This is a genomic window from Streptomyces sp. CB02923, from assembly GCF_001905005.1.
Taxonomy (GTDB): Bacteria; Actinomycetota; Actinomycetes; order Streptomycetales; family Streptomycetaceae; genus Streptomyces.
This window is the reverse complement of sequence record NZ_LWKZ01000012.1, coordinates 523,170-546,036: the sequence shown is the minus strand read 5'-3', so window position 1 is coordinate 546,036 and position 22,867 is coordinate 523,170. Positions and strand designations below refer to the sequence as shown.

Sequence of the window (22,867 nt, the reverse complement as noted above, 5' to 3'; positions counted from 1 at the left end):
CGACCCGGGACAGGGGCTCGGGGCATGGGCTCGGGGCGGAGGTTCGTGGCAGGGCCCGCACGGGCATCGAATGACAGATATTGAAATCTGTCATCGCACATGTCATGGTTGAGGGGCGCCGCCGCGCGTGTCCGCGTCCACCGCGACGTGCGGCGGCCCTCCACCCCACCCCTCCGCCCCTGAGGAGCACCCCGTGCAGACCCGCACCCTCGGCACCACAGGCCCGCAGTCCTCAGCCATCGGCCTCGGCTGCATGGGCATGTCCGCCTCGTACGGCGACCCGGGCGACCGCGCCGAGTCCGTCGCCACCATCCACGCGGCCCTCGAAGCCGGCGTCACCCTGCTGGACACCGGCGACTTCTACGGCATGGGCCACAACGAGCTGCTGATCAACGAGGCGCTGCGCAGCGCCCCCGCGACCCGCCGCGAACAGGCTCTGACCAGCGTCAAGTTCGGTGCCCAGCGCACCGTCGAGGGCGAGTTCATCGGCTTCGACGGCCGGCCCGCCGCGGTGAAGAGCTTCGCCGCGTACTCGCTCCAGCGCCTGGGCACCGACCACATCGACATCTACCGGCTGGCCCGCGTCGACCCCGACGTGCCGGTCGAGGAGACGGTCGGCGCCATCGCCGAGCTGGTCGAGGCCGGTCACGTACGGCACATCGGCCTGTCCGAAGCCGGCGCGGACACGCTGCGCCGGGCCGCCGCCGTCGCCCCGATCTCCGACCTCCAGATCGAGTACGCGATCATCTCCCGCGGCATCGAGGAGAAGATCCTGCCCACCGCGCGCGAACTGGGCATCGGCATCACCGCGTACGGCGTGCTCTCCCGCGGCCTGCTCAGCGACCACTTCGCGCGCGACCGCAAGCTGGACGCGAGCGACTTCCGTGCGGCGAGCCCGCGCTTCCAGGGCGACAACCTGCACCGCAACCTCGACCTGACCGACGCGCTGCGCGTGATCGCCGAGAAGAAGGGCGTCACGGTCGCCCAGATCGCCATCGCCTGGGCCCTCGCCCAGGGCGAGGACATCGTCCCGCTGATCGGCGCGCGCCGCCGGGACCGGCTGACGGAGGCGCTGGGCGCGCTGGACGTCACGCTGGACGCCGGGGACCTCGCGGCCATCGAGCGCGCCGTCCCCGCGGACGCCGCGGCCGGCGGCCGCTACCCGGAAGAGCACATGGCCCTTCTGGACAGCGAGCGCTGACCTTAGGGGCACGGTCGGGGAGCGTACGGGTACGGTCCGTGGAAGGACGCCTCCGCGTCCGCACCAGGACGCCGCACCCGGCGCCCCCGACCCGAAAGGCCCATACGCCCGCCATGCCACCAGCCGAGACCCTGACTCCCGAACGCATCCTCGAAGCGACCGAGGACGTGCTGCGCCGTTACGGCCCGGCCAAGGCCACCGTCGTCGACGTGGCGCGCGCGCTGGGCGTCAGCCACGGCAGCGTGTACCGGCACTTCCGCACGAAGGCGGCGCTGCGCGAGGCGGTCACGCAGCGCTGGCTGGACCGTGCGAGCTCGCAGCTGCGGGCCGTCGTCACCGAGGACGGCCCGGCGCCGGAGCGGCTGAGCCGCTGGGTACACGACCTGTTCATCGCGAAGCGGCACAAGGCGGGCGACGACCCCGAACTGTTCGCGACCTACATGACGCTGGTCGGCGAGAGCGGCGGCGTCGTGGAACAGCACATCGCCGACCTGACCGGCCAGCTCGCGGCAATCATCCTGGACGGCATCGACCAGGGCGCGTTCGCACCGGGCGACTCGGCGACACTGGCCCGCGCGGTCTTCGACGCGACCGGCCGCTTCCACGATCCGTGCTACGCGGCGGAGTGGTCGAAGCCGGGCATCGAGGAAGCGCTGGGGGCGGTGGTGGAGTTGATGTTGCGGGGGTTGCGGAGCTGACGGACCGGCCGCCGTTGTCAGTGGCAGCCTCTACGCTGAGTAATAGCCTGATCACTCAACGGGGGAAGGTGCGTCATGACACTGATGCTCGAACGACAGTCGGCCGAACGCGTTCCGCACGACCCGACCTGGTTCCGGAGAGCGCTTCGCGATCTCCTGAGCATCGACGTACCCGCCGGCCACCGGGCGGAGATCGTCGCCGACAGCATCGTTCTGTCGCCGTGGCCGCCGCCCTACTACCTGCTCACGATGCTGGCGATCGAATCGCAGCTGGCGCCACTCGCTCCGGACGGACACGTCCTCATGGGCGCCCCCTGCCTCTTCACCTTCCCGGAGCAGGAGCGCGCCCTGCAACCGGAGATGTACGCCGTCGCCGAGAGCGCGTTCGGCACGGACGAGTACCACCTCGATGGCCAGGATCTCTCGCTGGCCGTCGAACTGACCTGTCCGGTGACGCGTCACCACGACTACGGGGACAAGCTCGCGACGTACGGGAAGGCCGGCGTGCCGGTGTATCTGCTGGTCGACATGGAGGAGCAGCGGAGCACCGTGTTCTGGGAGCCGGGTGAGGAGGGCTACACCGAGCGGGAGTCGGCCGGGTTCGGCCAGGAGCTGCGGGTGCCCGCGCTTTTCGCCCGTGAGTCCGGGCGCCGACGGCGCCGCTCCCCTCACACCCCCAAGAACCGCAACACCGCCAGCACCCGCCGATGATCCGCGTCCGCCCTCGGCAGGTCCAGCTTCGCCAGGATGTTGTTGATGTGCTTCGCCACCGCGGACTCGCTCACCACCAGGGCCGCCGCGATGCCCGCGTTCGACCGGCCTTCGGCCATCAGGGCCAGGACCTCCCGTTCGCGTTCGGTCAGCCGCTCCAGCGGATCGCTCCGGCGCCGTACCAGCAACTGCGCCACCACCTGCGGGTCCAGCGCGGTCCCGCCGTCGGCGACCCGGCGCAGCGCCTCGATGAACTCCTCGACGTCCGCGACCCGCTGCTTGAGCAGATAGCCGATGCCGCTGGTGTTCGAGGCGAGCAGGTTGGCGGCGTACCGTTCCTCCACGTACTGCGACAGCATCAGCACCGCCGTACGCGGCCACCGCTCCCGGATCTCCAGCGCCGCGCGCACCCCTTCGTCCGTGAACCCGGGCGGCATCCGTACGTCCACCACCGCGATGTCCGGCCGGTGCACGTCCACCGCCGCCACCAGGGCCTCGGCGTCGCCGACCTCGGCGACCACGTCAAAACCGGCCGTCTCCAGTACCTTCACCAGCCCGACCCGCAGCAGGACGGAGTCCTCGGCGATCACGGCGCGGCGTACGGCGGGCGTCAGGTCGTGCACGGCAACTCCACGGTCATGGTGGTGGGGCCCCCGACGGGGCTGCTCATCCGGAACGCCCCGTCCACGGAGCGCACGCGCTGGACGAGCCCCTTCAGACCGCTCCCCCGGGACGGTTCCGCGCCGCCCACCCCGTCGTCGGTGACGACCACCCGAAGTATCTCCCCCAGGCGGGTCGCGGTCACGTCGGCCCGGGTCGCCTCGGCGTGCTTGGCCACGTTGTTGAGCGCCTCGGAGACGACGAAGTAGGCGACCGCCTCGACGGCGGGCGCGGCGCGCACCGGCAGGTCCGTCCACAGCCGTACCGGCAGCGGCGCCCGCGCCGCCAGGCCCGACAGGGCGGCGTCCAGGCCGAGTTCGTCCAGTACGGCCGGATGCAGGCCGCGCACCAGGCTGTTCAGCTCCTCGATGGACTCCTTGGCCTCGCGGTGCGCCTCCTCGATGACCTGCCGCGCCTCCGGCGGCAGGTCCTTGAGCGTGGCCTTGGCCAGCCCCAGGTTCAGCGCGAGCGCGACCAGCCGCTGCTGCGCGCCGTCGTGCAGATCGCGTTCGATACGGCGGCGTTCGGCGTCGGCGGCGTCGACGGCACCGGCCCGGCTCACGGTCAGGTCGTCCACCCGCTGCCGGAGTTCCTCGGACCGGCTGACACCGAGCACGGCGCGGCCGACGATGTTCTCCAGCCGTACGAGGGCGCCGGCCAGGGCGGGCACGGCGGCCAGCACGAGCAGGCCGGCGACCGTGGCGTACCCGAGCGGAGTGGTGTAACCACGGTGGTCCAGCCGCCACTGCGCCCCGAGCGTCCAGATCCACAGCATGCTGGTCGCCGCCGCCAGAGCCGTGCCCAGCAGCGCGAGCAGGAGCAGTTCGAGCACCCCGAAGAGGGGGCCGATCAGCCAGTTGTAGGCGAACTGCCGTTTGGCCTCACGGAAGCGCAACCTTGGCAGGTCCATCCCGCACAGCGCCCGGAAGCGCCACCGCTGGGCCTCGGTCAGGCCGTACGCGGCGATGACGAGCAAGGAAGCGGGGGCCCAGAAGACGATCGGCGCGGCGGAGGAGCTGCCGTCCAGCGTCCCGATCAGTTGGGTGAGCGCCCACAGGAACAGCGGCGCGATGATGCCGTGCAGCGGCAGCCCGGCGGCCGCGAAGAGCAGGTCGCGGCGCAGCCGTACGAGCGTGCGGCGCAACCGCGGCGGAATGTTCATGATCCAACGCTATGCGGGGGTCCGGCGGACAGCCATGGAGCCACTGCCCGCTCCAGGGGTGCAACCAGTGCCACCCCAAGTCGGAAACGGACGCTACCGACTTCGGCCGCCCGCGCCGGAAGAGTGGAACGCGAGCCCGAAAGCCGGGCCGGCCAGGCCCGGAAGAGGCACACCCATGGCACTCGTCGCCTTCAACTCCCCCTATGGGACCCGCCCGTTCACCCTGGCGGCGAGCCGTCGCACCTGGGCGGGCCGCGTCCTGACCGGCGCCGGTCTGGCCCTGCTGCCGTGGATGGGCTACCTGGCGGGAACCCTGCCGCCCGCGGAGGCGGTGGCGTGGGTGGCGCTGGACGCGGTGGAGGCGGCGTGCCTGCTGATCGCCGGTACCCGGCTGGTGAACGGGCGGCACGGCCATCGGGGCGCCGCGGCGGCGGCCGCCGTACTGCTCCTCGCCGACGCGTGCGCCGACGTGGCGACGGCCGGGCCGGGCAGTGAGCTGGTGGGCGCCCTGGCCATGGCGGTCGGCGCGGAGCTGCCGCTGGCGATGGTCTGCGTGGCGCTCGCCGCACGGGCGGGCCGGTGAAAGACGGCCTCAATCGCCGGCCGGGCTCGATTTTCCCGGCTTCGGCGCACACGCATCGGCCGGGCTTGATTTTCCCGACCCCGGCACACACACATCGGCCGGGCTCGATTTTCCCGACCCCGGCACACACACATCGGCCGGGCTGGGATTCCCCGGCCCGGCCGATGCGCTGAAAACCGACTGGCGTCAGCAGCCGAGCAGTCGCCCGCCCAGGTACGACTGGATCTGGTCCAGCGACACCCGCTCCTGCTTCATCGTGTCGCGCTCGCGCACGGTGACCGCGTTGTCGTCCAGGGTGTCGAAGTCGACGGTGACGCAGAACGGCGTGCCGATCTCGTCCTGGCGGCGGTAGCGGCGGCCGATGGCGCCCGCGTCGTCGAAGTCGATGTTCCAGTTCTTGCGCAGGTCCGTGGCCAGGCCCTTGGCCTTCGGCGAGAGCTGCGGGTTGCGGGACAGCGGCAGGACGGCGACCTTGACCGGCGACAGGCGCGGGTCGAGGCGCAGCACGGTGCGCTTCTCCATCTTGCCCTTGGCGTTCGGCGCCTCGTCCTCGTTGTACGCGTCGAGCATGAAGGCGAGCATCGCGCGGCCGACACCGGCCGCGGGCTCGATGACGAACGGGGTGTAGCGCTCGCCGGCCTCCTGGTCGAAGTACGACAGGTCCTGGCCGGACGCCTTGGCGTGCGAGGACAGGTCGTAGTCGGTGCGGTTGGCGACGCCCTCCAGCTCGCCCCACTCCGAGCCGCCGAACTGGAAGCGGTACTCGATGTCGGCGGTGCGCTTGGAGTAGTGCGAGAGCTTCTCGGCGGGGTGCTCGTACCAGCGGATGTTCTCCTCGCGCAGGCCGAGGTCGCGGTACCAGTTGTACCGCTGCTCCATCCAGTACTCCTGCCACTGCTCGTCCTCGCCCGGCTTGACGAAGAACTCCATCTCCATCTGCTCGAACTCGCGGGTCCGGAAGATGAAGTTGCCGGGCGTGATCTCGTTGCGGAAGGACTTGCCCATCTGCGCGATGCCGAACGGCGGCTTCTTGCGGGAGGTCTGCTGGACCTGGGCGAAGTTGGTGAAGATGCCCTGCGCGGTCTCGGGGCGCAGGTACGCGACGGAGCCGCTGTCCTGGGTCGGGCCGAGGTGGGTGGAGAGCAGGCCGGAGAACTGCTTGGGCTCGGTGAACTGGCCCTTGTTGCCGCAGTTCGGGCAGTTGACGTCGGCCAGGCCGTTCTCGGGCAGCCGGTTGTGCTTGGCCTCGTACGCCTCTTCCAGGTGGTCCGCGCGGAACCGCTTGTGGCAGGCGGTGCACTCGGTGAGGGGGTCGGTGAACGTCGCGACGTGACCGGAGGCGGACCACACCTCGGGGGCCAGGATCACCGACGAGTCGAGACCGACCACGTCGTCGCGCGAGGTGACCATGGAGCGCCACCACTGGCGCTTGATGTTCTCCTTGAGCTCGACGCCGAGCGGACCGTAGTCCCAGGCGGCGCGCTGGCCGCCGTAGATCTCACTGCACGGATATACAAAGCCACGGCGCTTGCTCAGGCTGACGATGGTGTCGATCTTGTCGGCGGCCACGGTGCTCTCTTCATTGCGACGACGAACGGGTGGACAAGGCGGCGCCCTGCGCCTCGATGAGGGGCGGCGGTCGGGATACGCGCGGGCGAATAACTCAGGTTACCGGCGGCCCTGCCCCCCGGATCAAATCGGTTCCCCGGCCGCCCGCCGAAGGACCCCTTGTTGACAATCGTTTCCACTTTTGTTGAAAATGAGTGTCATGAACGTACGACGTCACATACCCACCGCCGTCATAGCCGGAGCCTCCGTCCTCGGCATGCTGGCGCTGTCCGCCTGCTCCGACTCCGGAGGGGGCAGGAGTGACGGCAAGCTGAACGTGACGGCGTCGTTCTATCCGATGGAGTTCCTCGCCAAGGAGATCGGCAAGGACCACGTCCAGGTCACCGACCTGACCAAGCCCGGCACCGAGCCGCACGACCTGGAGCTCAGCCCCCGGCAGATCGCCTCCCTCGGCGAATCCGACGCGATCCTCTACCTCAAGGGCGTCCAGCCCGCCGTCGACAAGGCCGTCCAGCAGTCCGGTGTGAAGCACACCGTCGACGCGGCGTCCCTGACCCAGCTGAAGAAGCACGGCGCCGAGGTCGACGGCCACGACCACACCACCGGCGACAACGGCACCGGCCACGACGAGCACGGCCACGAGGGCCACGACCACGAGGCCGACGGCAACGACCCGCACATCTGGCTCGACCCGGTGAAGTTCGCCCAGGTCGCCAAGGGAGTGGGTAAGACGCTCGCGGAGGCCGACCCCGCGCACCAGGCGGACTACGCCCGTAACACCGACGACCTGGTCAAGAAGCTGAACGACCTGAACAAGAAGTTCGAGGCCGGGCTGAAGAACAAGAAGTCGGACACCTTCATCACCACCCACGCCGCCTTCGGCTACCTCGCCGAGCGCTACGGCCTGACCGAGGAAGCCATCAGCGGCATCGACCCCGAGGCGAGCGACGTCAGCGGCAGCCGCATGAAGGACCTGCAGAAGCTGGCGAAGGACCACCACGTCAACACCGTCTTCTTCGAGACCCTGACCAGCCCCGCGATGGCCAAGACCCTGGCCAAGGACCTCGGCGTGAAGACCGACGTGCTCGACCCCATCGAGGGGATCACCGAAAAGTCCCAGGGCAAGGACTACGTCCAGGTCATGGAGTCCAACCTCGCGGCGCTGCAGAAGGCGCTCGGCGCCAAGTGACCGGCCGGACTGCGCGGCCGACGGCACTGCGGGACAGGCGGGCACGGGGAGACAGGCAGGTACGGGACGACGGAAGGATGCGGCCATGAAGGACCAGGACACGGTCATATCGCTGCGCGGGGCGGGTGCGGCGCTCGGCGCGCGCCCCGTCCTGCGCGGCGTCGACCTGACCGTACGGCGCGGTGAGGTGGTGGCCCTGCTCGGCGCCAACGGCTCGGGCAAGTCCACCGCCGTCCGCGCGGTGGTCGGACAGGTGCCGCTGACCAGCGGCGAGCTGGAGCTGTTCGGCACCCCGCAGCGCCGGTTCAGGGACTGGGCGCGCATCGGGTACGTCCCGCAGCGCACGACCGCGGCGGGCGGCGTGCCCGCCACCGTCCGCGAGATCGTCGCGTCCGGCCGGCTGGCCCGTACGAAGCTGAAGTGGCCCGGCCGGGCCGACCGGGACGCCGTCCACCGGGCGCTGGACCTGGTGGGCATGGCGGACCGCGCCAAGGACTCCGTCGACGCGCTCTCCGGCGGCCAGCACCAGCGGGTGCTGATCGCCCGTGCGCTGGCCGGCGCGCCCGAGCTGCTGATCATGGACGAGCCGATGGCCGGGGTCGACCTGGCCAGCCAGGAAGTGCTGGCCGAGACGCTGCGGGGGCAGGTCGCGGCGGGCGCCACCGTCCTGCTCGTGCTGCACGAGCTGGGTCCGCTGGAGCCGCTGATCGACCGCGCGGTGGTGCTGCGCGACGGCTGCGTGGTCCACGACGGGCCTCCCCCGGAGGCCGTGGGCCAGCACGCCCTGCCCGGCCACGACCACGTCCACCCGCACGCGGACCCGGCCGCCGAGCCGGTCCGGACAGGACTGCTGACCTGACATGGACCTCCTGAACTACGCCTTCATGCAGCGCGCGCTGCTCGCCGCCCTCCTGGTCGGCGTCACCGCGCCGGCCGTCGGCATCTACCTCGTACAGCGCCGCCAGGCGATCATGGGCGACGGCATCGGCCATGTCGCGCTGACCGGTGTGGCACTGGGCTTCCTGCTGCGCACCTCGCCCGTGTGGATGGCCGTGCTGGTCGCCGCGCTCGGCGCCATCGCCATGGAATGGGTGCGCTCCAAAGGCCGTACCCGCGGGGACATCGCGCTGGCGATGCTCTTCTACGGCGGCATGGCCGGCGGCGTCCTGATCATCAACCTGGCGCCCGGCGGCTCCACCGCCAACCTCACCAGCTACCTCTTCGGCTCGATCACCAGCGTCTCCGCCGCGGACGTGACGGTCACCTGCGTGCTGGCCGCCTTCGTGATGGCCGTCACGCTCGGACTGCGCCGGCAGCTGTTCGCCGTCTGCCAGGACGAGGAGTTCGCCCGGGTCATGGGCCTGCCCGTACGGGCGCTCAACCTGCTGCTCGCGGTGACCGCCGCGCTCACCGTCACGGTCGCGATGCGCGCCGTCGGCCTGCTGCTGGTCAGCGCGCTGCTGGTGGTGCCGGTGGCCGCCGCGCAGCAGGCCACGCGCGGCTTCGCGATGACCCTCGCGCTGTCCGTCGCCATCGGAGTCGTCGTCACTCTCTCCGGTACGGTCTTCTCCTTCTATGTGGACGTGCCGCCCGGCGCGAGCATCGTGCTGCTGGCCATCGCGGTCTTCGCGCTGATGGCGGCGCTGGCCGCCCCGCTGGCCAGAAAGCGCGCGCGGGCCGCCGCCGAGGCCGCCAGGCAGTGCACTCTGGACGTGCCCGGCAGCCGCTCCCCCGGCGACGATGTCAGCGTGCAAGGGGCCAAGGGGTAGGGATCTGCGTAAGCGTTGCACCCGGGCTCCGGTCATCACCTGGCACAATGGCCGGACTGATGTGCAGGGGGACGTCCCGAGACCTAGGGAGGCAACGGTGGCGAGCGCTGGATCTCCGGTGCGCGGCCGGTCGACGCGGCAGCGGGCCGCCGTGGCAGCGGCACTGGACGAAGTGGACGAGTTCCGCAGCGCGCAGGAACTGCACGACATGCTCAAGCACCGGGGGGACTCGGTCGGGCTGACCACGGTCTACCGGACGCTGCAGTCCCTCGCCGACGCCGGCGAGGTCGACGTGCTGCGGACCAACGAGGGTGAGGCCGTCTACCGGCGGTGCAGCACCGACGACCACCACCATCACCTGGTCTGCCGCAACTGCGGCAAGGCCGTCGAGGTGGAGGGCCCGGCCGTGGAGAAGTGGGCGGACCAGATCGCCGCCGAGCACGGTTTCCGGGACGTCGGCCACACCATCGAGATCTTCGGTACGTGCGGTGAGTGCACGGCCAAGGCGGCCGCCGGCTCCGCCTGACGCGGAGCACCGACAGCGGCAGCACGAAGCGGCCGGGCCCCCGACAGGGGCCCGGCCGCTTCGTGTGCGGGTCCGGCGGCGCCGCTACTGCCGCGCCGCGGCCTCCATCTCCGGGGCCGCGCCGAACCGGCGGTCCCGCTTGGCGTATTCGAGGCAGGCGTCCCACAGGTTCCGCCGGTCGAAATCCGGCCAGAGAATGTCCTGGAACACCATCTCGGCGTAGGCGCTCTGCCAGATCAGGTAGTTGGACGTGCGCTGCTCGCCCGACGGCCGGACGAACAGGTCCACGTCCGGCATGTCCGGGTAGTACATGTACTTGGCGACGGTCTTCTCGGTGACCTTCGACGGGTCCAGCTTCCCGGCCCGTACATCCGCCGCGATGGCCGCCGCCGCGTCCGCGATCTCCGCCCGGCCGCCGTAGTTGACGCAGAAGTACAGCGTCATGGCGTCGTTGTCCTTGGTCTGCTCCTGGGCGACCTGGAGCTCCTGCACCACGGACTTCCACAGCTTCGGCATCCGGCCGACCCAGCGGATACGGATGCCCAGCGCGTCCATCTCGTCCCGGCGGCGCCGGATGACGTCACGGTTGAAGTTCATCAGGAAGCGGACCTCGTCGGGCGAGCGCTTCCAGTTCTCGGTCGAGAAGGCGTACAGCGACAGGTTCTTGACGCCCATCTCGATGCAGCCCTTGAGCACGTCGAGGACGACGCCCTCGCCGACCTTGTGGCCCTCGGTCCGGGGCAGGCCGCGCTCCTTGGCCCAGCGGCCGTTGCCGTCCATGACGACCGCCACGTGGTTCGGGACGAGTTCGCCGGGGATCTTCGGCGGACGCGCGCCGGACGGGTGCGGCTCGGGCGTCTCGTAATCGCGTCGGCCGCGCCCCAGGAATCCGCGTCGTGCCATCCGGTCCACATCTCCTATGCGTAGTGCGTGGTGCGCCCGGGTCCGGGCCGCCGCCCGCCTGCCGGGCCGGTGCTCGCCCCGAACTGCCGAGCCTATCTATTTCTCTACGTACCGCAGCGAGCGCAGTCCGCGCTCCAGGTGCCAGTGCAGATAGGCCGCGACGAGCCCGCTGCCCTCCCGGACGTGCCGGGGTTCGCAGGCGTCCGCCGTCGCCCAGTCGCCGGACAGCAGCGCCGCCAGCAGCCCGATGGCCTCAGAGGAGGGTACGACGCTTCCGGGCACCCTGCAGTCACCGCACACCACGCCGCCCGACCCCACGGAGAAGAACCGATTCGGGCCGGGCAGGCCGCACTTGGCGCAGCCCTCGAAGCTGGGCGCGTAGCCGTTGACCGCGAGCGAGCGCAGCAGGAAGGCGTCCAGCACCAGGTGCGGCTCGTGCTCGCCGCGCGCGAGCGTGCGCAGTCCGCCGACGAGCAGCAGGTACTGCTGCACGGCCGGCTCGCCCTCGTGGTCGGTGAACCGCTCGGCGGTCTCCAGCATGGCCGTGCCGGCGGTGTAGCGGGCGTAGTCCGTGACGATGCCGCCACCGTAGGCCGCGATGGTCTCACTCTGCGTGCACATCGGCAGGCCGCGCCCGATCAGCTCGCTGCCGCGCGCGTAGAACTGCACGTCGACGTGGGAGAACGGCTCCAGCCGCGCACCGAACTTGGACTTCGTACGGCGTACGCCCCGGGCCACGGCCCGCACCCGGCCGTGACCGCGCGTGAGGAACGTGATGATCCGGTCCGCCTCGCCCAGCTTCTGGGTACGCAGCACGACGCCGTCATCGCGGAACAGACTCATGCGGTCCATTCTCGCGCACGCGGCGGGGACAGCCCTCCAGGGCCGTGCCGATCGGCCGCGCGCCCGTAGGGCCTTCAGAAAGGCGGTGCGCCCCTCAGGAAGACGTACGGCCTCGGCGCAGCGCCACACAGCCCTCAGGGGACGTACCAGCCCTCAGTGCAGCGCGCAGCCCTCAGGAGGCGTACAAGCCCTCAGGAAGGCGTACGGGCCGCCGCCAACAGCCGGGCGGTGTCATCCGGGCACAGCAGCAGGGCCGCGCCCACGGTGGTCAGGACCTCCCGCTCGGACGGCAGGTACGGGCCGTCGGCGAGCGCGATCCGGGCGCCCTGGAGGAGCAGCGACTCCCGGCCCGCCGGAGCCAGGTGCGGGGCCAGCGGCTCCAGCGCCTCGTGCAGCTCTATCGCCAGCGCCGTACCGCACGGGTCGAGGCCGCCGCCGGGACGGCCCGCGCCCCCGGAGGCGGCGCGCGACAGGGCGCCGTCGTGCGCGCCGGGCAGCCGGCCGGTGTCGGCGGCGAGTGCGGCGAGCAGGGTCAGCAGCTGGTCCTCCGTACAGTCGGCGAAGCCCGCCGCGCGTACGGTCCCCACGGCGGTGGTGCGCACACCGGACGAGGCGGTGCCGCCGGCGGCCAGCACGGCCAGCGTGACGGTGTGCACGGCGTCCCTGAGCATCGCCGAGAAACGCGTGGTGGTGGGGTGGTCCAGCGCGTCCAGCGCGAAGTGGCCGCGGCAGGCGGAACACTCGACGACCGGGCCCGCGGTGCCGCGCGGCAGCAGCGGCACACCGAGGACGGTGAGACGGCGGCGGCCGGTCCGCCGGAGATAGTTGCGGTCCCCGCCGCACTCGGGGCAGAAGAACTCGCCGTCGGCGACGGTGCGCCAGGACGTCCGCACACCCATCACAGCCAGCTTGTGCATCACGTCGACCCTCCGTAACGCTCCGGCATCTTTGCCGCGTTGACGTGATGTTAGCCACATCCGTGATGTGACGTCAGTAGCGCGGACCGGACAAGACGGCCGTTTAAACCGGTTGAACATCCAAGCGCCCCCCGGCGCTCGCGGCACGGGCCCGGGGACGCCCGGTACATCGCAGGTCACAGCCGGTCGGCGGCCCGCGCCCCGGTCCGGCCCGGGGGCCGGGGGCGCGGGCCGCACAACGGCCCGGTGATCAGCGGCTCGCGCGGTTGACCGCGGAGACGGCCGCCTTGATCGAGGCGCGCACGATGTTCGCGTCGATGCCGACGCCCCACAGCACCTTGTCGCCGATCGCGCACTCGATGTACGCGGCGGCCTGGGCGCCGACGCCCTCGCTCATCGTGTGCTCGACGTAGTCCAGCAGCCGTACGTCCACGTCGACCGCGTGCAGCGCGTCGAAGAACGCCGCCAGCGGACCGTTGCCGGTGCCGGTCAGGACCGTGTCGGCGCCGTCCACGACCGCCTCGACGGTCAGCGCGTCGGTGCCCTCGCTCGTCGTGGAGGTCTGCGCGCTGCGCAGCGCGATCCGGCCCCAGGCGTTCTCCGGGGTCGGCAGGTACTCGTCCTGGAAGACCGACCAGATCGCGTCCGGCGTGACCTCGCCGCCCTCGGCGTCGGTCTTGCCCTGGATGGTCTTCGAGAACTCGATCTGCATCCGGCGCGGCAGGTCCAGCTTGTGGTCGTTCTTCAGGACGTACGCGATGCCGCCCTTGCCGGACTGCGAGTTGACGCGGATCACGGCCTCGTAGGAGCGGCCGACGTCCTTGGGGTCGATGGGCAGGTACGGCACCGCCCACTCCAGGTCGTCCACGCTTTGGCCCTGCTCGGCGGCCTGGACCTCCATGGCCTCGAAGCCCTTCTTGATGGCGTCCTGGTGGGAGCCGGAGAAGGCGGTGTAGACCAGGTCGCCCGCGTACGGGTGGCGCGGGTGGACCTCCATCTGGTTGCAGTACTCGGCCGTCCGGCGGATCTCGTCGATCTGCGAGAAGTCGATCTGCGGGTCCACGCCCTGGCTGAACAGGTTCATGCCCAGGGTGACCAGATCCACGTTGCCGGTGCGCTCGCCCTGGCCGAACAGGCAGCCCTCGATACGGTCCGCGCCCGCCATGACCGCCAGCTCGGCGGCGGCCACCGCGGTGCCGCGGTCGTTGTGCGGATGCACGGACAGGCACACGTGCTCGCGCCGCGACAGGTTGCGGGACATCCACTCGAAGCGGTCGGCGTGCGTGGAGGGCGTCGAGCGCTCGACCGTGGCCGGCAGGTTCAGGATGATCTCGCGGCCCTCCTCGGGCTGCCAGACGTCCATGACGCCCTCGCAGACCTCCAGCGCGAAGTCCAGCTCGGTGTCGGTGAAGATCTCCGGGCTGTACTGGTAGCCGAACGCCGTCTCCGGCCCCAGGATCTTGTCCGCGTACTCCATGACCAGCCGCGTACCGTCCACCGCGATCTGCTTGACCTGCTCGCGCGAGCCGCGGAAGACCACCCGGCGGAAGACCGGCGCGGTGGCGTTGTACAGGTGGACGGTGGCCCGGTGGGCGCCGCGCAGCGACTCCACGGTCCGCTCGATCAGCTCCTCGCGGGCCTGCGTCAGGACGGAGATCGTCACGTCCTCGGGGATCGCGCCCTCTTCGATGATCGACCGTACGAAGTCGAAATCGGTGCTCCCGGACGACGGGAAGCCGACCTCGATCTCCTTGTAGCCCATCTTCACCAGCAGGTCGAACATCTCGCGCTTGCGGGCCGGCGACATGGGGTCGATCAGCGCCTGGTTGCCGTCGCGCAGGTCCGTGGACAGCCAGCGGGGCGCCCGGGTGATGCGGTTGTCGGGCCAGGTGCGGTCCGCGATGTCGACGGCCTCGTAGCCGCCGTAGCGGTGCACCGGCAGGCCGGAGGGCTTCTGGGTGCGGGTCGCGTTCGTGATGGGCGTGGGGCGGCCGACGGAGTTCTCAGCAGGAATCGACGGGTTCGTCATGGTGACGTGGGGCTCCTCGTTTGTCCGCGGGGGAGAAGGCCGACGGGGCGATGGCATCGCAGCACCGAACTCCGCGGGGAGGGGGTCGGCCCTACGACAACAGACCCTCGCCGCGGCAGCTAAGGAGAAGCAGCCCGTAACGCATGATGCACAGCACCCTAACCGAGGTGACGCGGAGAAAGCGGCCCCGTATCAGTATGCGGGACCGGGCGGATGTAACCCCTGATTCGCGATCAACCACACGTTTTCAGGAATCATGGCCTCAGGGAGTGACACGCAGGTAACCCAGTGCCACATTGCCGTGCATGAACCCTGAAGCCACTGCCCACCCGGTCTTCTGCACGATCGTGCCGCCCCACGTCCTGGACAAGCTGGCCCGGCTCGACGACCCGGACCGCTCCCAGCGCGCCCTGAACACCCTGGAGCACGACGCCCTCCAGCGCACCCGCCGCCGCATCACCACCGTCCGCGCCCTCGCGGCGCCGACCGGCGCCCCGTCGGACAAGCCGAACCGCACCATCTACGACGCCAAGCGCCAGGAGGTGCTGCCGGGCAAGAAAGTGCACTCCGAGGCCGACAAGCCCTCGAAGGACGCCTCCGTCAACCGCGCGCACGCCGGCCTCGGCGCCACCTTCGAGCTGTACCTGAAGGTGTACGGCCGGCATTCGATCGACGACTCCGGCCTGCCGCTCAACGCGACCGTCCACTACGGCGAGAACTACGACAACGCCTTCTGGGACGGCCAGCGCATGGTCTTCGGCGACGGCGACAACGACCTGTTCCTCGACTTCACCATCCCCGTCGACGTCATCGGCCACGAGCTGACCCACGGCGTCACCCAGCACACCGCCAACCTGGACTACTTCGGCCAGTCCGGCGCGCTCAACGAGTCCATGTCGGACGTCTTCGGCGCCCTGATCAAGCAGTACGCGCTCGGCCAGAACGCCTCCCAGGCCGACTGGCTGATCGGCGCCGGACTGCTCGGCCCCAACGTCACCGGCGAGGCACTGCGCTCGATGAAGGCCCCGGGCACCGCGTACGACGACGACGTCCTCGGCAAGGACCCGCAGCCCGCGACGATGGACAACTACGTCAAGACGTCCCGCGACAACGGCGGCGTGCACATCAACTCCGGCATCCCCAACCACGCCTTCTACCTGCTCGCCACGGACCTCGGCGGCAACGCGTGGGAGCGGGCCGGCCAGATCTGGTACGCCACGCTGACCGGCGGCGATCTCGACAAGGACGCCCAGTTCGCGGACTTCTCGCGGCTGACGGTCGCCGCCGCACGCACCTTGTACGGTGACGGCGCGGAGGTGCAGTCCCTCCTCAAGGCCTGGTCGCAGGTGGGCCTCCCCGCCAGCTGATCCGCCACCTTCTGGCCCGTTCCGTCCGTTTCCCCGAGCCCCTCTGGGTAGGAAGCCCGTCATGCGGATTCACGTACGACGCACCGGCGGCTTCGCCGGCATCGAGCGCCACGCCGAGGTCGACACCTCCGGCCTCCCCGATGCCCCGGAATGGCACGCCCTGGCCGAGCAGGCAGCCGCCGCCGGCCGGGGCACGCCCCCGGTAGGCGTCCCCGACGGTTTCAGCTACCAGATCACCATCGACGGACACACGGTCTACGCGTCCGACCCCCGCCTCACCGACGAACAGCGCAAGCTGATCAGCAGGGTGCTGAAGGAAGGAAGCTGAGCCACCTGGGCCGGCCCGCCCGGTCCGCCATCCCCTGCAACCGCCCCGCCACGGCCGTCGTCATGATCATGTGACGGGCCACGACCGGGCCCGGGGAGCAGGGGGAAGAAAGCTGTGCCTGACAACGGCATCTCGGTGACACCCGAGACGTTACGGACGTCGGCGGCGGCCGCCGACGCCATCGGCCACGACCTGGAAAAGCCGATCGCCACGGCGAAGGCCGACATCGAGGCAGCGGGCGCGGCCCTGAAAGCCTGGAACGTCGGGCCGGACATGGAGCGGGTCGGCCACGACTGGGGCATGGCGCTGGACGAGCTGCGCAAGAGGATCGGCGGCGACTCCGAGAGTTCGGCCGAACGGCTCCGCCGCACCGCAGACGGCCACCGGTACAACGAAGACGTCACCGCCCAGTCGTTCCGGGGGCGGTGACCGGTGCCCGAGAACTTCCACGACCTGCTGAAGCAGGACTTCTCCGATCTGCAGGCCGCCGTCGCATCCTGGCAGAAACTGGCCCGGGAACTGGAGGAGGCCCAGGCCGGGCACCGGCGCAAGGTGACCGGTCCGCTGCACGCCGGCGAGTGGCAGGGGGCGGACTCGCGTACCGCGTTCATGAAGATGGAGGCGAGCGAGACCCAGCTCGGCGTCGCCCAGTCGGACGTCTCCTCCATCGCGACGGTCCTGGACACCGTGCACGTCAGAATGAAGCTGGCCCAGGACAAGCTCCGCCAGGGCGTGCGGGACGCGGAAGCGGACGGGTACGCCGTCGACGGCCAGGGCACGGTGACGGACGGACGGCCCGGCAGCGCCGACACCGATGACGCCGAAGCCCAGGCGGCGCAGAAGCAGCGCGTCGCCGTGATGGGCGTCTACAAGGACATCATCCAGACCTCGATCGACAACGCCACCTCGGCCTCCTGGGAGGGTATGCAGCTCCTCCAGTCGATCGACGCCTTCACTCTCGACAAGGACTACGGAGCGTCGAAGGCGCGCGAGGGCGCCCGTAAGGTCGCCGGATCACTGTTCCAGACCGGTGACGAGTTCATTCCTTCGGACAAGGACCCGAAGGAGAACGCGAAATGGTGGGCCGGCCTCACCCCGCAGGAAAGGCAGCTGTACATCGACGCCTGCCCGGAAAAGATCGGCTGGCTCGACGGCATCCCCAGCGCCGACCGCGACGAGGCCAACCGGAAGTCCCTGGACATCTCGCTGTCCGAATACGACCTGAAGAAGCAGAACGGCGAGCTGGGGATCCACGATGAGCGGCAGTACGGGGGGTTGCGCAAGCTGCAGGACGCACTCGACAAGGCCGACGGCGAAAACGACGCGAGCAAGCAGCTCCTGGTACTGGGCATCGACACCAAGGGCGACGGCAGGGCGGTGGTTTCCCAGGGGAATCCGGACACCGCCCGCAATGTGGCCGTACAGGTGCCGGGCACCGACAACGACCTGACGAACATCGACGACCAGATCGACCGGATCGACCGGCTGCACGGAGCGACCCGGGTCAAGGGCGCCGAGAGCACCGCGGTGGTGTCCTGGCTCGGTTACGACGCTCCCGAAGTGGACGGCAGCGTGGCCACGCCGGGGCGTGCCGAAGCAGGTGCCGGTGATCTCAGGAGCTTCACGCACGGCTTGCGCGAGTCGCATGTCGGTGAGCGCTCCCACATGACCGTGCTCGGGCACAGCTACGGCTCGACGATGGTGGGCGCCGGTGCGTCCGGTGGCGACGGCCTGGACGCCGACGACATCGTCTCGGTCGGCAGTCCGGGCATGACGGTGGATCACGCCGAGGACCTCCATATGGACCCCGGCCACGTATGGGCCGGATACGCGCCGGACGACCCGGTCTCCACCATCGCCTCGGACAAGACCCTCGGGGGAAACCCCGCGGACAAGGAATTCGGCGGCAAGGTGTTCGGCGTGGACACCTCGGGACACGGCGGCTACTGGGACGAGCGCAGCGAAAGCCTCGCCAACCAGGGGCGCATCATCATAGGGAAACGCCCGGGTGAAGGGGATTACCACGTGCACCCGCAGCCCACCCCTCCGGGAACGGTGGGGCCGAAATGGTGATCCGCGCTGTGCGGCGATCCGGCCGTACCGGCATGCTCGTACTCGCTCTGCTCGCAACGGGAGGTTGCATGAACGACTCCGGCAAGAACGACCCGCTGCCGGTCAAGAGCAGGAGCCAGGCCGAACAGCAGGCACGTGAACTGGTCGGTTCGCTGGCGGGCCAGTACTCACTCAAGGTCGACGAGAAAACCGTGGACAAGGAATTCCGCGACTGCCTCGGAAAGGACCACGAGCGCGCCCACGACGGGCGCTTCGACCTTTCCTATTCCGTGCGGGCCAAGCTGCCGGGAGACGAACACGGCAAGGCGCTGCGTGCCATGCGGAAGAAGCTCGAAGCGTCGGGATACAAGGTCAGCGGCTACCGCGAGGATCCGTCGGACGCGCTCATGGACGCCAGGGGCGGTGCTGACGGCCTCTTCGTGTCGGTGGAGAGTTACCTGCCCCCCACCGATCTGGTCTTCTCGGTGAAAACCCCCTGCTTCCTGCCCCCCGGCACGCCACAGGAACAGCTCTCGGCACCGGCCCCCGCATCCGCCCCGGCAGCCGTTCCGACGGCGTCCGCGCTCGCCGCCGGCGCTCCGGGCCGCTTCCCCGGCAACCCCTTCGGATGACGGCCGCGGAGGTCAACGTCCGTCCCGCGCGCGCCTCTTGACACCCGTACGCCACGGTAACCAGGATCCGGCGCATGGATGCTTCGTTGCCGCGGTTTCCTGACGGGTTCTTGTGGGGGGTGTCGACCTCCGCGTATCAGATCGAGGGGGCGGCGGACGAGGGCGGGCGGGGGCGGTCCTCGTGGGATGTGTTCGCTGGTGGGCGGGGGCGGGTCAAGGACGGGTCGGACGGGCGGGTGGCGACCGGGCACTACCACCGGTACCGGGAAGACGTGGCGCTGATCGAGGGGCTGGGGGTCGGCGCGTACCGGTTCTCGGTGGCCTGGCCGCGGGTGATGCCGGACGGTGGTCCGCGGGTCAACGCGGCGGGGCTGGATTTCTACGACCGGCTGGTCGACGAGCTGTGCGCGGCGGGCGTCCGGCCGGTGCCGACGCTCTTCCACTGGGACACTCCGGCAGCCGTCGAGGCGGCGGGCGGGTGGCTGGAGCGGGACACGGCGCGGCGGTTCGCGGCGTACGCGGATGTCGTGGCGGCGCGGCTCGGGGACCGGGTGGACCGGTGGATCACGCTCAACGAGCCCGCCGAGCTGACGTTGCTGGGGTACGGGCTGGGGCAGCACGCGCCCGGTCGGCGGCTGGGGTTCGAGGCGCTGCCCGCCGCGCATCATCAGTTGCTGGGGCACGGGCTGGCCGTGCAGGCGCTGCGGGCGCGGGGCGCGAGCGGCATCGGGATCGCCAATTCGCACGGGCCGACGTGGGCCGCGTCGGAGTCGGCCGCCGACCAGGAGGCGGCCGGGCTGTACGACCTGCTGCTGAATCGGTTGTTCGCGGAGCCGGTGCTACTGGGGCGCTATCCGGAGGAGGAGCTGACGGCGGCGCTGCTGTCCGGTCCGGTGGAGGAGGATCTGGGCGTCATCGGTGCGCCGCTGGACTGGTACGGGGTGAATTATTACCAGCCGACGAAGGTCGGGGCCCCGGGGGCGGAGGGCGCCGGGACCGTCGGCTTCGCGGGGATCGAGCTGCCGCCGGGGCTGCCCTTCGCGCCGCGGGAGATCGAGGGGTATCCGCTGACGGACTTCGGGTGGCCCGTGGTGCCCGCGGCGCTGACCGAGCTGCTGACGGGGTTCCGCGACCGGTACGGCGACCGCCTGCCGCCGGTCGTCATCACCGAGAACGGCTGCTCGTACGAGGGTGTCGAGGACCGGGAGCGGATCGCTTTCCTGGACGCGCACGTACGGGCCGTGCACGACGCGATCACCGCCGGGGTCGACGTGCGCGGCTACTTCGTCTGGTCGCTGCTGGACAACTTCGAGTGGGCGGAGGGGTATGCCCGGAAGTTCGGGCTGGTGCACGTCGACCGCGGCACGCTGGCGCGGACGCCGAAGGCCTCGTACCACTGGCTGCGGGACGCGCTGCGGGCCCAGCGGTGACCGGCGCGGGGGCCGCGGGCGCGCCCGGGGCCCTCGCCGAGCCGGTGGAGCGGGTGGGCCGCGGCTGGACCGCGTCGCTGGCGCTGGCCAACGGGGCGATCTGGGTCGGCTGGTACGGGCCGATCCAGATCCTGCTGGCCCTCCAGGCGGCCGAGCTGGCGCCGCCGGGCACGTCCAAGGAGTCGGTGCTGGCGTGGGTCACGGGGCTGGGCGCGGCGGTCTCGCTCGTCGCCAATCCGCTCTTCGGCGCGCTGTCGGACCGTACGGTGTCGCGGTTCGGGCGCCGTACGCCGTGGATCGTGGCCGGTGTGCTCGGCGGTGCGGGGGCGCTGTGCCTGCTGGCCTCAGCCAGGAGCGTCACCGGCATGGCGGCCGGGTGGTGTCTGGTGCAGCTCGCGCTCAACGCCGCGTTCGCGGCGGTCACCGCGGCCGTCCCGGACCGTGTCCCGCACCTTCAGCGCGGGCGGGTGGGCGGCTGGCTGGGCGCGGCGCAGATCCTGGGCGTCGTGGCCGGTACGGGCCTGGCGTCCGCCGCGGGCGGCATCGCGGCGGGGTACGCGGCCTGCGCGGCCTTCACGGTGCTGGCGACGCTCCCGTACGTACTGCGCCACCGTGACCTGCGGATCGGGCGCGGCGACCGGCCGCCGTTCACGTGGCGGTCCTTCCTCGCCGGGTTCTGGATCGGTCCGCGCCGCCACCCCGACCTCGCCTGGGCCTGGCTGACCCGCTTCCTGGTCAACCTGGGCAACGCGGTCGCGCTGCTGTACCTGCTCTACTACCTGCGCGACGTGCTGCACCGGCCGCGTCCCGCGGAGGGCGTGCTGGTGCTGACCGCCGTCAACGGGGTGATGCTGCTCGCCACCGTCGTCGTCGGCGGCGTCTGGTCGGACCGTACGGGGCGGCGCAAGCCGTTCGTGCTCTGGGCGGGCGTGATCATGGCGGGGGCGACCGCGCTGCTCGCCGGGTGGCAGACCTGGACCGGCGCGCTGGTCGCCGCCGCGCTGCTGGGCGTCGGCTTCGGTGTCTTCACGTCGGTGGACTTCGCCCTGATGACGGACGTGCTGCCGGCCGCCGCCCACCGGGGCCGGGACCTCGGTGTCGTCAACATCGCCAATTCGCTGCCGCAGGTGGCCGCGCCCGCGCTGGCCGCGCCGGTCGTGACGTATCTGGGCGGCTACCGGGTGCTGTACCTGGTCGCGGCGGGCATCGGGCTGGCGGGGGCGCTGCTGGTGCGGCGGATCCGCGGGGTGGAGTGAGAGGGACGGCCCTCGGCGGCCCGGTTCAGCGGTCCGGTTCAGCGGTCCGGCTCGGCGGCCCGGTCTCAGAAGCCCGGTCTCAGAAGCCCAGCTTGCGCAGCTGCTTCGGGTCGCGCTGCCAGTCCTTGGCGACCTTCACGTGCAGGTCGAGGTAGACCGGCGTGCCGAGCAGCGCCTCGATGTGCTTGCGGGACTTCACGCCGACCTCCTTGAGCCGCTTGCCCTTGGGGCCGATGATGATGCCCTTCTGGCTGGGCCGCTCGATGTAGACGTTGGCGTGGATGTCGAGCAGCGGCTTGTCCGCCGGGCGGTCCTCGCGGGGCAGCATCTCCTCGACGACGACGGCGATGGAGTGCGGCAGCTCGTCCCGTACGCCTTCGAGCGCCGCCTCGCGGATCAGCTCGGCGACCATGACCTGCTCGGGTTCGTCGGTGAGGTCGCCCTCGGGGTAGAGCGGGGGGCTCTCCGGGAGCATCGGGACGAGGAGGTCGGCGAGGAGGCCGACCTGCTGGTCGCCCTGGGCCGAGACCGGGATGATCTCCGCCCACTCGATGCCCAGCTCCTGGCCCAGCCGGTCCACGGCGAGCAGCTGCTCGGCGAGCTGCTTGGAGTCCACCAGGTCGGTCTTGGTGACGATGGCGATCTTCGGGGTCTTCTTGATGCCGGCCAGTTCGCCCGCGATGAAGCGGTCGCCGGGGCCCAGCTTCTGGTCGGCGGGCAGGCAGAAGCCGATCACGTCGACCTCGGCCCAGGTGGTCCGTACGACGTCGTTGAGCCGCTCGCCGAGCAGGGTGCGCGGCTTGTGCAGGCCCGGGGTGTCGACCAGGACGAGCTGGGCGTCCGGGCGGTGCACGATGCCGCGCACGGTGTGCCGGGTGGTCTGCGGGCGGTTGGAGGTGATGGCCACCTTCGTGCCGACCAGAGCGTTCGTGAGGGTCGACTTGCCCGCGTTCGGGCGGCCGACGAAGCACGCGAAGCCGGCGCGGTGCTGGGCGGAGGACTCTGTACGAACGCTCATGGCGCCCATTGTCCCCGATCGGCG

General features: G+C 70.8%; 23 protein-coding genes. 15 read left to right on the top strand and 8 right to left on the bottom strand.

Annotation, left to right across the window (positions count from 1 at the left end; translation table 11 throughout):
• The first annotated feature begins 193 nt into the window (after positions 1 to 193).
• From A6A06_RS13945 to A6A06_RS13935, 3 genes are all read left to right on the top strand, one after another.
• Positions 194 to 1,201 (top strand): aldo/keto reductase, encoded by a 1,008-nt coding sequence (locus A6A06_RS13945; RefSeq protein WP_073761519.1) that lies wholly within the window; start codon positions 194 to 196, stop codon positions 1,199 to 1,201.
• A gap of 113 nt (positions 1,202 to 1,314) precedes the next feature.
• On the top strand, positions 1,315 to 1,899 hold the full coding sequence (locus A6A06_RS13940) for a TetR family transcriptional regulator (protein ID WP_073761518.1): 585 nt from the start codon (positions 1,315 to 1,317) through the stop codon (positions 1,897 to 1,899).
• Positions 1,900 to 1,974: 75 nt separating this feature from the next.
• Positions 1,975 to 2,610: a Uma2 family endonuclease gene (locus A6A06_RS13935; protein ID WP_073761517.1), complete on the top strand. Its 636-nt coding sequence runs from the start codon at positions 1,975 to 1,977 to the stop codon at positions 2,608 to 2,610.
• Here the strand turns inward: A6A06_RS13935 and A6A06_RS13930 are convergent.
• Together A6A06_RS13930 and A6A06_RS13925 are read right to left on the bottom strand one after the other, a co-directional pair.
• Positions 2,568 to 3,200 carry a response regulator gene (locus tag A6A06_RS13930; RefSeq protein WP_073762137.1) on the bottom strand — a complete coding sequence of 211 codons (633 nt, stop codon included), beginning with the start codon at positions 3,198 to 3,200 and terminating at the stop codon, positions 2,568 to 2,570. The genes A6A06_RS13935 and A6A06_RS13930 overlap by 43 nt on opposite strands.
• A gap of 20 nt (positions 3,201 to 3,220) precedes the next feature.
• Positions 3,221 to 4,432, bottom strand: coding sequence for a sensor histidine kinase (locus tag A6A06_RS13925; RefSeq protein WP_073761516.1), 1,212 nt, complete (start codon positions 4,430 to 4,432; stop codon positions 3,221 to 3,223).
• 175 nt (positions 4,433 to 4,607) lie between these two features.
• On the opposite strand from A6A06_RS13925, the gene A6A06_RS13920 reads away from it, so the two are divergent.
• Positions 4,608 to 5,015, top strand: a complete 408-nt coding sequence (locus tag A6A06_RS13920; RefSeq protein WP_073761515.1) for a hypothetical protein — start codon at positions 4,608 to 4,610, stop codon at positions 5,013 to 5,015.
• Between the two features lie 186 nt (positions 5,016 to 5,201).
• Here the strand turns inward: A6A06_RS13920 and A6A06_RS13915 are convergent, their stop codons facing one another.
• Positions 5,202 to 6,584 (bottom strand): glycine--tRNA ligase, encoded by a 1,383-nt coding sequence (locus tag A6A06_RS13915; RefSeq protein WP_073761514.1) that lies wholly within the window; start codon positions 6,582 to 6,584, stop codon positions 5,202 to 5,204.
• 199 nt (positions 6,585 to 6,783) lie between these two features.
• Between A6A06_RS13915 and A6A06_RS13910 the strand changes: the two genes are divergently transcribed.
• The 4 genes from A6A06_RS13910 to A6A06_RS13895 all read left to right on the top strand — a co-directional run bounded on the left by A6A06_RS13910 (position 6,784) and on the right by A6A06_RS13895 (position 10,068).
• Positions 6,784 to 7,773, top strand: a complete 990-nt coding sequence (locus tag A6A06_RS13910; protein ID WP_073761513.1) for a metal ABC transporter substrate-binding protein — start codon at positions 6,784 to 6,786, stop codon at positions 7,771 to 7,773.
• A gap of 85 nt (positions 7,774 to 7,858) precedes the next feature.
• The gene (locus A6A06_RS13905) at positions 7,859 to 8,632 is read left to right on the top strand and encodes a metal ABC transporter ATP-binding protein (RefSeq protein ID WP_073761512.1); all 774 of its coding nucleotides are present in this window, start codon (positions 7,859 to 7,861) and stop codon (positions 8,630 to 8,632) included.
• A gap of 1 nt (position 8,633) precedes the next feature.
• The gene (locus A6A06_RS13900; RefSeq protein WP_073761511.1) at positions 8,634 to 9,542 is read left to right on the top strand and encodes a metal ABC transporter permease; all 909 of its coding nucleotides are present in this window, start codon (positions 8,634 to 8,636) and stop codon (positions 9,540 to 9,542) included.
• Positions 9,543 to 9,639: 97 nt separating this feature from the next.
• Entirely contained in the window at positions 9,640 to 10,068 is a 429-nt protein-coding gene (locus tag A6A06_RS13895; RefSeq protein ID WP_073761510.1) for a Fur family transcriptional regulator, read from the top strand.
• A gap of 84 nt (positions 10,069 to 10,152) precedes the next feature.
• On the opposite strand, the gene A6A06_RS13890 is transcribed toward A6A06_RS13895, so the two are convergent.
• The 4 genes from A6A06_RS13890 to leuA form a co-directional block, all read right to left on the bottom strand.
• The gene (locus tag A6A06_RS13890) at positions 10,153 to 10,971 is read right to left on the bottom strand and encodes an isoprenyl transferase (protein ID WP_073761509.1); all 819 of its coding nucleotides are present in this window, start codon (positions 10,969 to 10,971) and stop codon (positions 10,153 to 10,155) included.
• A 96-nt stretch (positions 10,972 to 11,067) separates the two neighbouring features.
• Positions 11,068 to 11,814 carry a DNA repair protein RecO gene (gene recO, locus A6A06_RS13885; RefSeq protein ID WP_073762136.1) on the bottom strand — a complete coding sequence of 249 codons (747 nt, stop codon included), beginning with the start codon at positions 11,812 to 11,814 and terminating at the stop codon, positions 11,068 to 11,070.
• A 191-nt stretch (positions 11,815 to 12,005) separates the two neighbouring features.
• Positions 12,006 to 12,731 (bottom strand): TerB family tellurite resistance protein, encoded by a 726-nt coding sequence (locus A6A06_RS13880; protein WP_073761508.1) that lies wholly within the window; start codon positions 12,729 to 12,731, stop codon positions 12,006 to 12,008.
• 250 nt (positions 12,732 to 12,981) lie between these two features.
• Positions 12,982 to 14,760 carry a 2-isopropylmalate synthase gene (leuA, locus tag A6A06_RS13875; RefSeq protein WP_073761507.1) on the bottom strand — a complete coding sequence of 593 codons (1,779 nt, stop codon included), beginning with the start codon at positions 14,758 to 14,760 and terminating at the stop codon, positions 12,982 to 12,984.
• Between the two features lie 305 nt (positions 14,761 to 15,065).
• Here leuA and A6A06_RS13870 point away from each other — a divergent pair, with 305 nt between their 5' ends.
• The 7 genes from A6A06_RS13870 to A6A06_RS13840 all read left to right on the top strand — a co-directional run bounded on the left by A6A06_RS13870 (position 15,066) and on the right by A6A06_RS13840 (position 21,825).
• Positions 15,066 to 16,127, top strand: a complete 1,062-nt coding sequence (locus A6A06_RS13870) for a M4 family metallopeptidase (protein WP_073761506.1) — start codon at positions 15,066 to 15,068, stop codon at positions 16,125 to 16,127.
• A 61-nt stretch (positions 16,128 to 16,188) separates the two neighbouring features.
• Positions 16,189 to 16,455, top strand: coding sequence for a protealysin inhibitor emfourin (locus A6A06_RS13865; protein WP_073761505.1), 267 nt, complete (start codon positions 16,189 to 16,191; stop codon positions 16,453 to 16,455).
• A 114-nt stretch (positions 16,456 to 16,569) separates the two neighbouring features.
• Positions 16,570 to 16,884, top strand: a complete 315-nt coding sequence (locus A6A06_RS13860) for a hypothetical protein (RefSeq protein WP_073761504.1) — start codon at positions 16,570 to 16,572, stop codon at positions 16,882 to 16,884.
• Positions 16,885 to 16,887: 3 nt separating this feature from the next.
• A complete protein-coding gene (locus A6A06_RS13855; protein ID WP_073761503.1) occupies positions 16,888 to 18,528 on the top strand; it encodes an alpha/beta hydrolase in 1,641 nt (546 codons plus the stop codon).
• Between the two features lie 68 nt (positions 18,529 to 18,596).
• Entirely contained in the window at positions 18,597 to 19,139 is a 543-nt protein-coding gene (locus A6A06_RS13850) for a hypothetical protein (protein ID WP_073761502.1), read from the top strand.
• A 74-nt stretch (positions 19,140 to 19,213) separates the two neighbouring features.
• On the top strand, positions 19,214 to 20,569 hold the full coding sequence (locus A6A06_RS13845; protein ID WP_073761501.1) for a GH1 family beta-glucosidase: 1,356 nt from the start codon (positions 19,214 to 19,216) through the stop codon (positions 20,567 to 20,569).
• Complete coding sequence (locus tag A6A06_RS13840) at positions 20,566 to 21,825, top strand: MFS transporter (RefSeq protein ID WP_073761500.1); 1,260 nt, start codon at positions 20,566 to 20,568, stop codon at positions 21,823 to 21,825. The genes A6A06_RS13845 and A6A06_RS13840 overlap by 4 nt, the downstream gene beginning before the upstream one ends.
• A gap of 79 nt (positions 21,826 to 21,904) precedes the next feature.
• Here the strand turns inward: A6A06_RS13840 and era are convergent, their stop codons facing one another.
• Positions 21,905 to 22,843: a GTPase Era gene (gene era, locus A6A06_RS13835; protein WP_073761499.1), complete on the bottom strand. Its 939-nt coding sequence runs from the start codon at positions 22,841 to 22,843 to the stop codon at positions 21,905 to 21,907.
• Positions 22,844 to 22,867 lie beyond the last annotated feature (24 nt).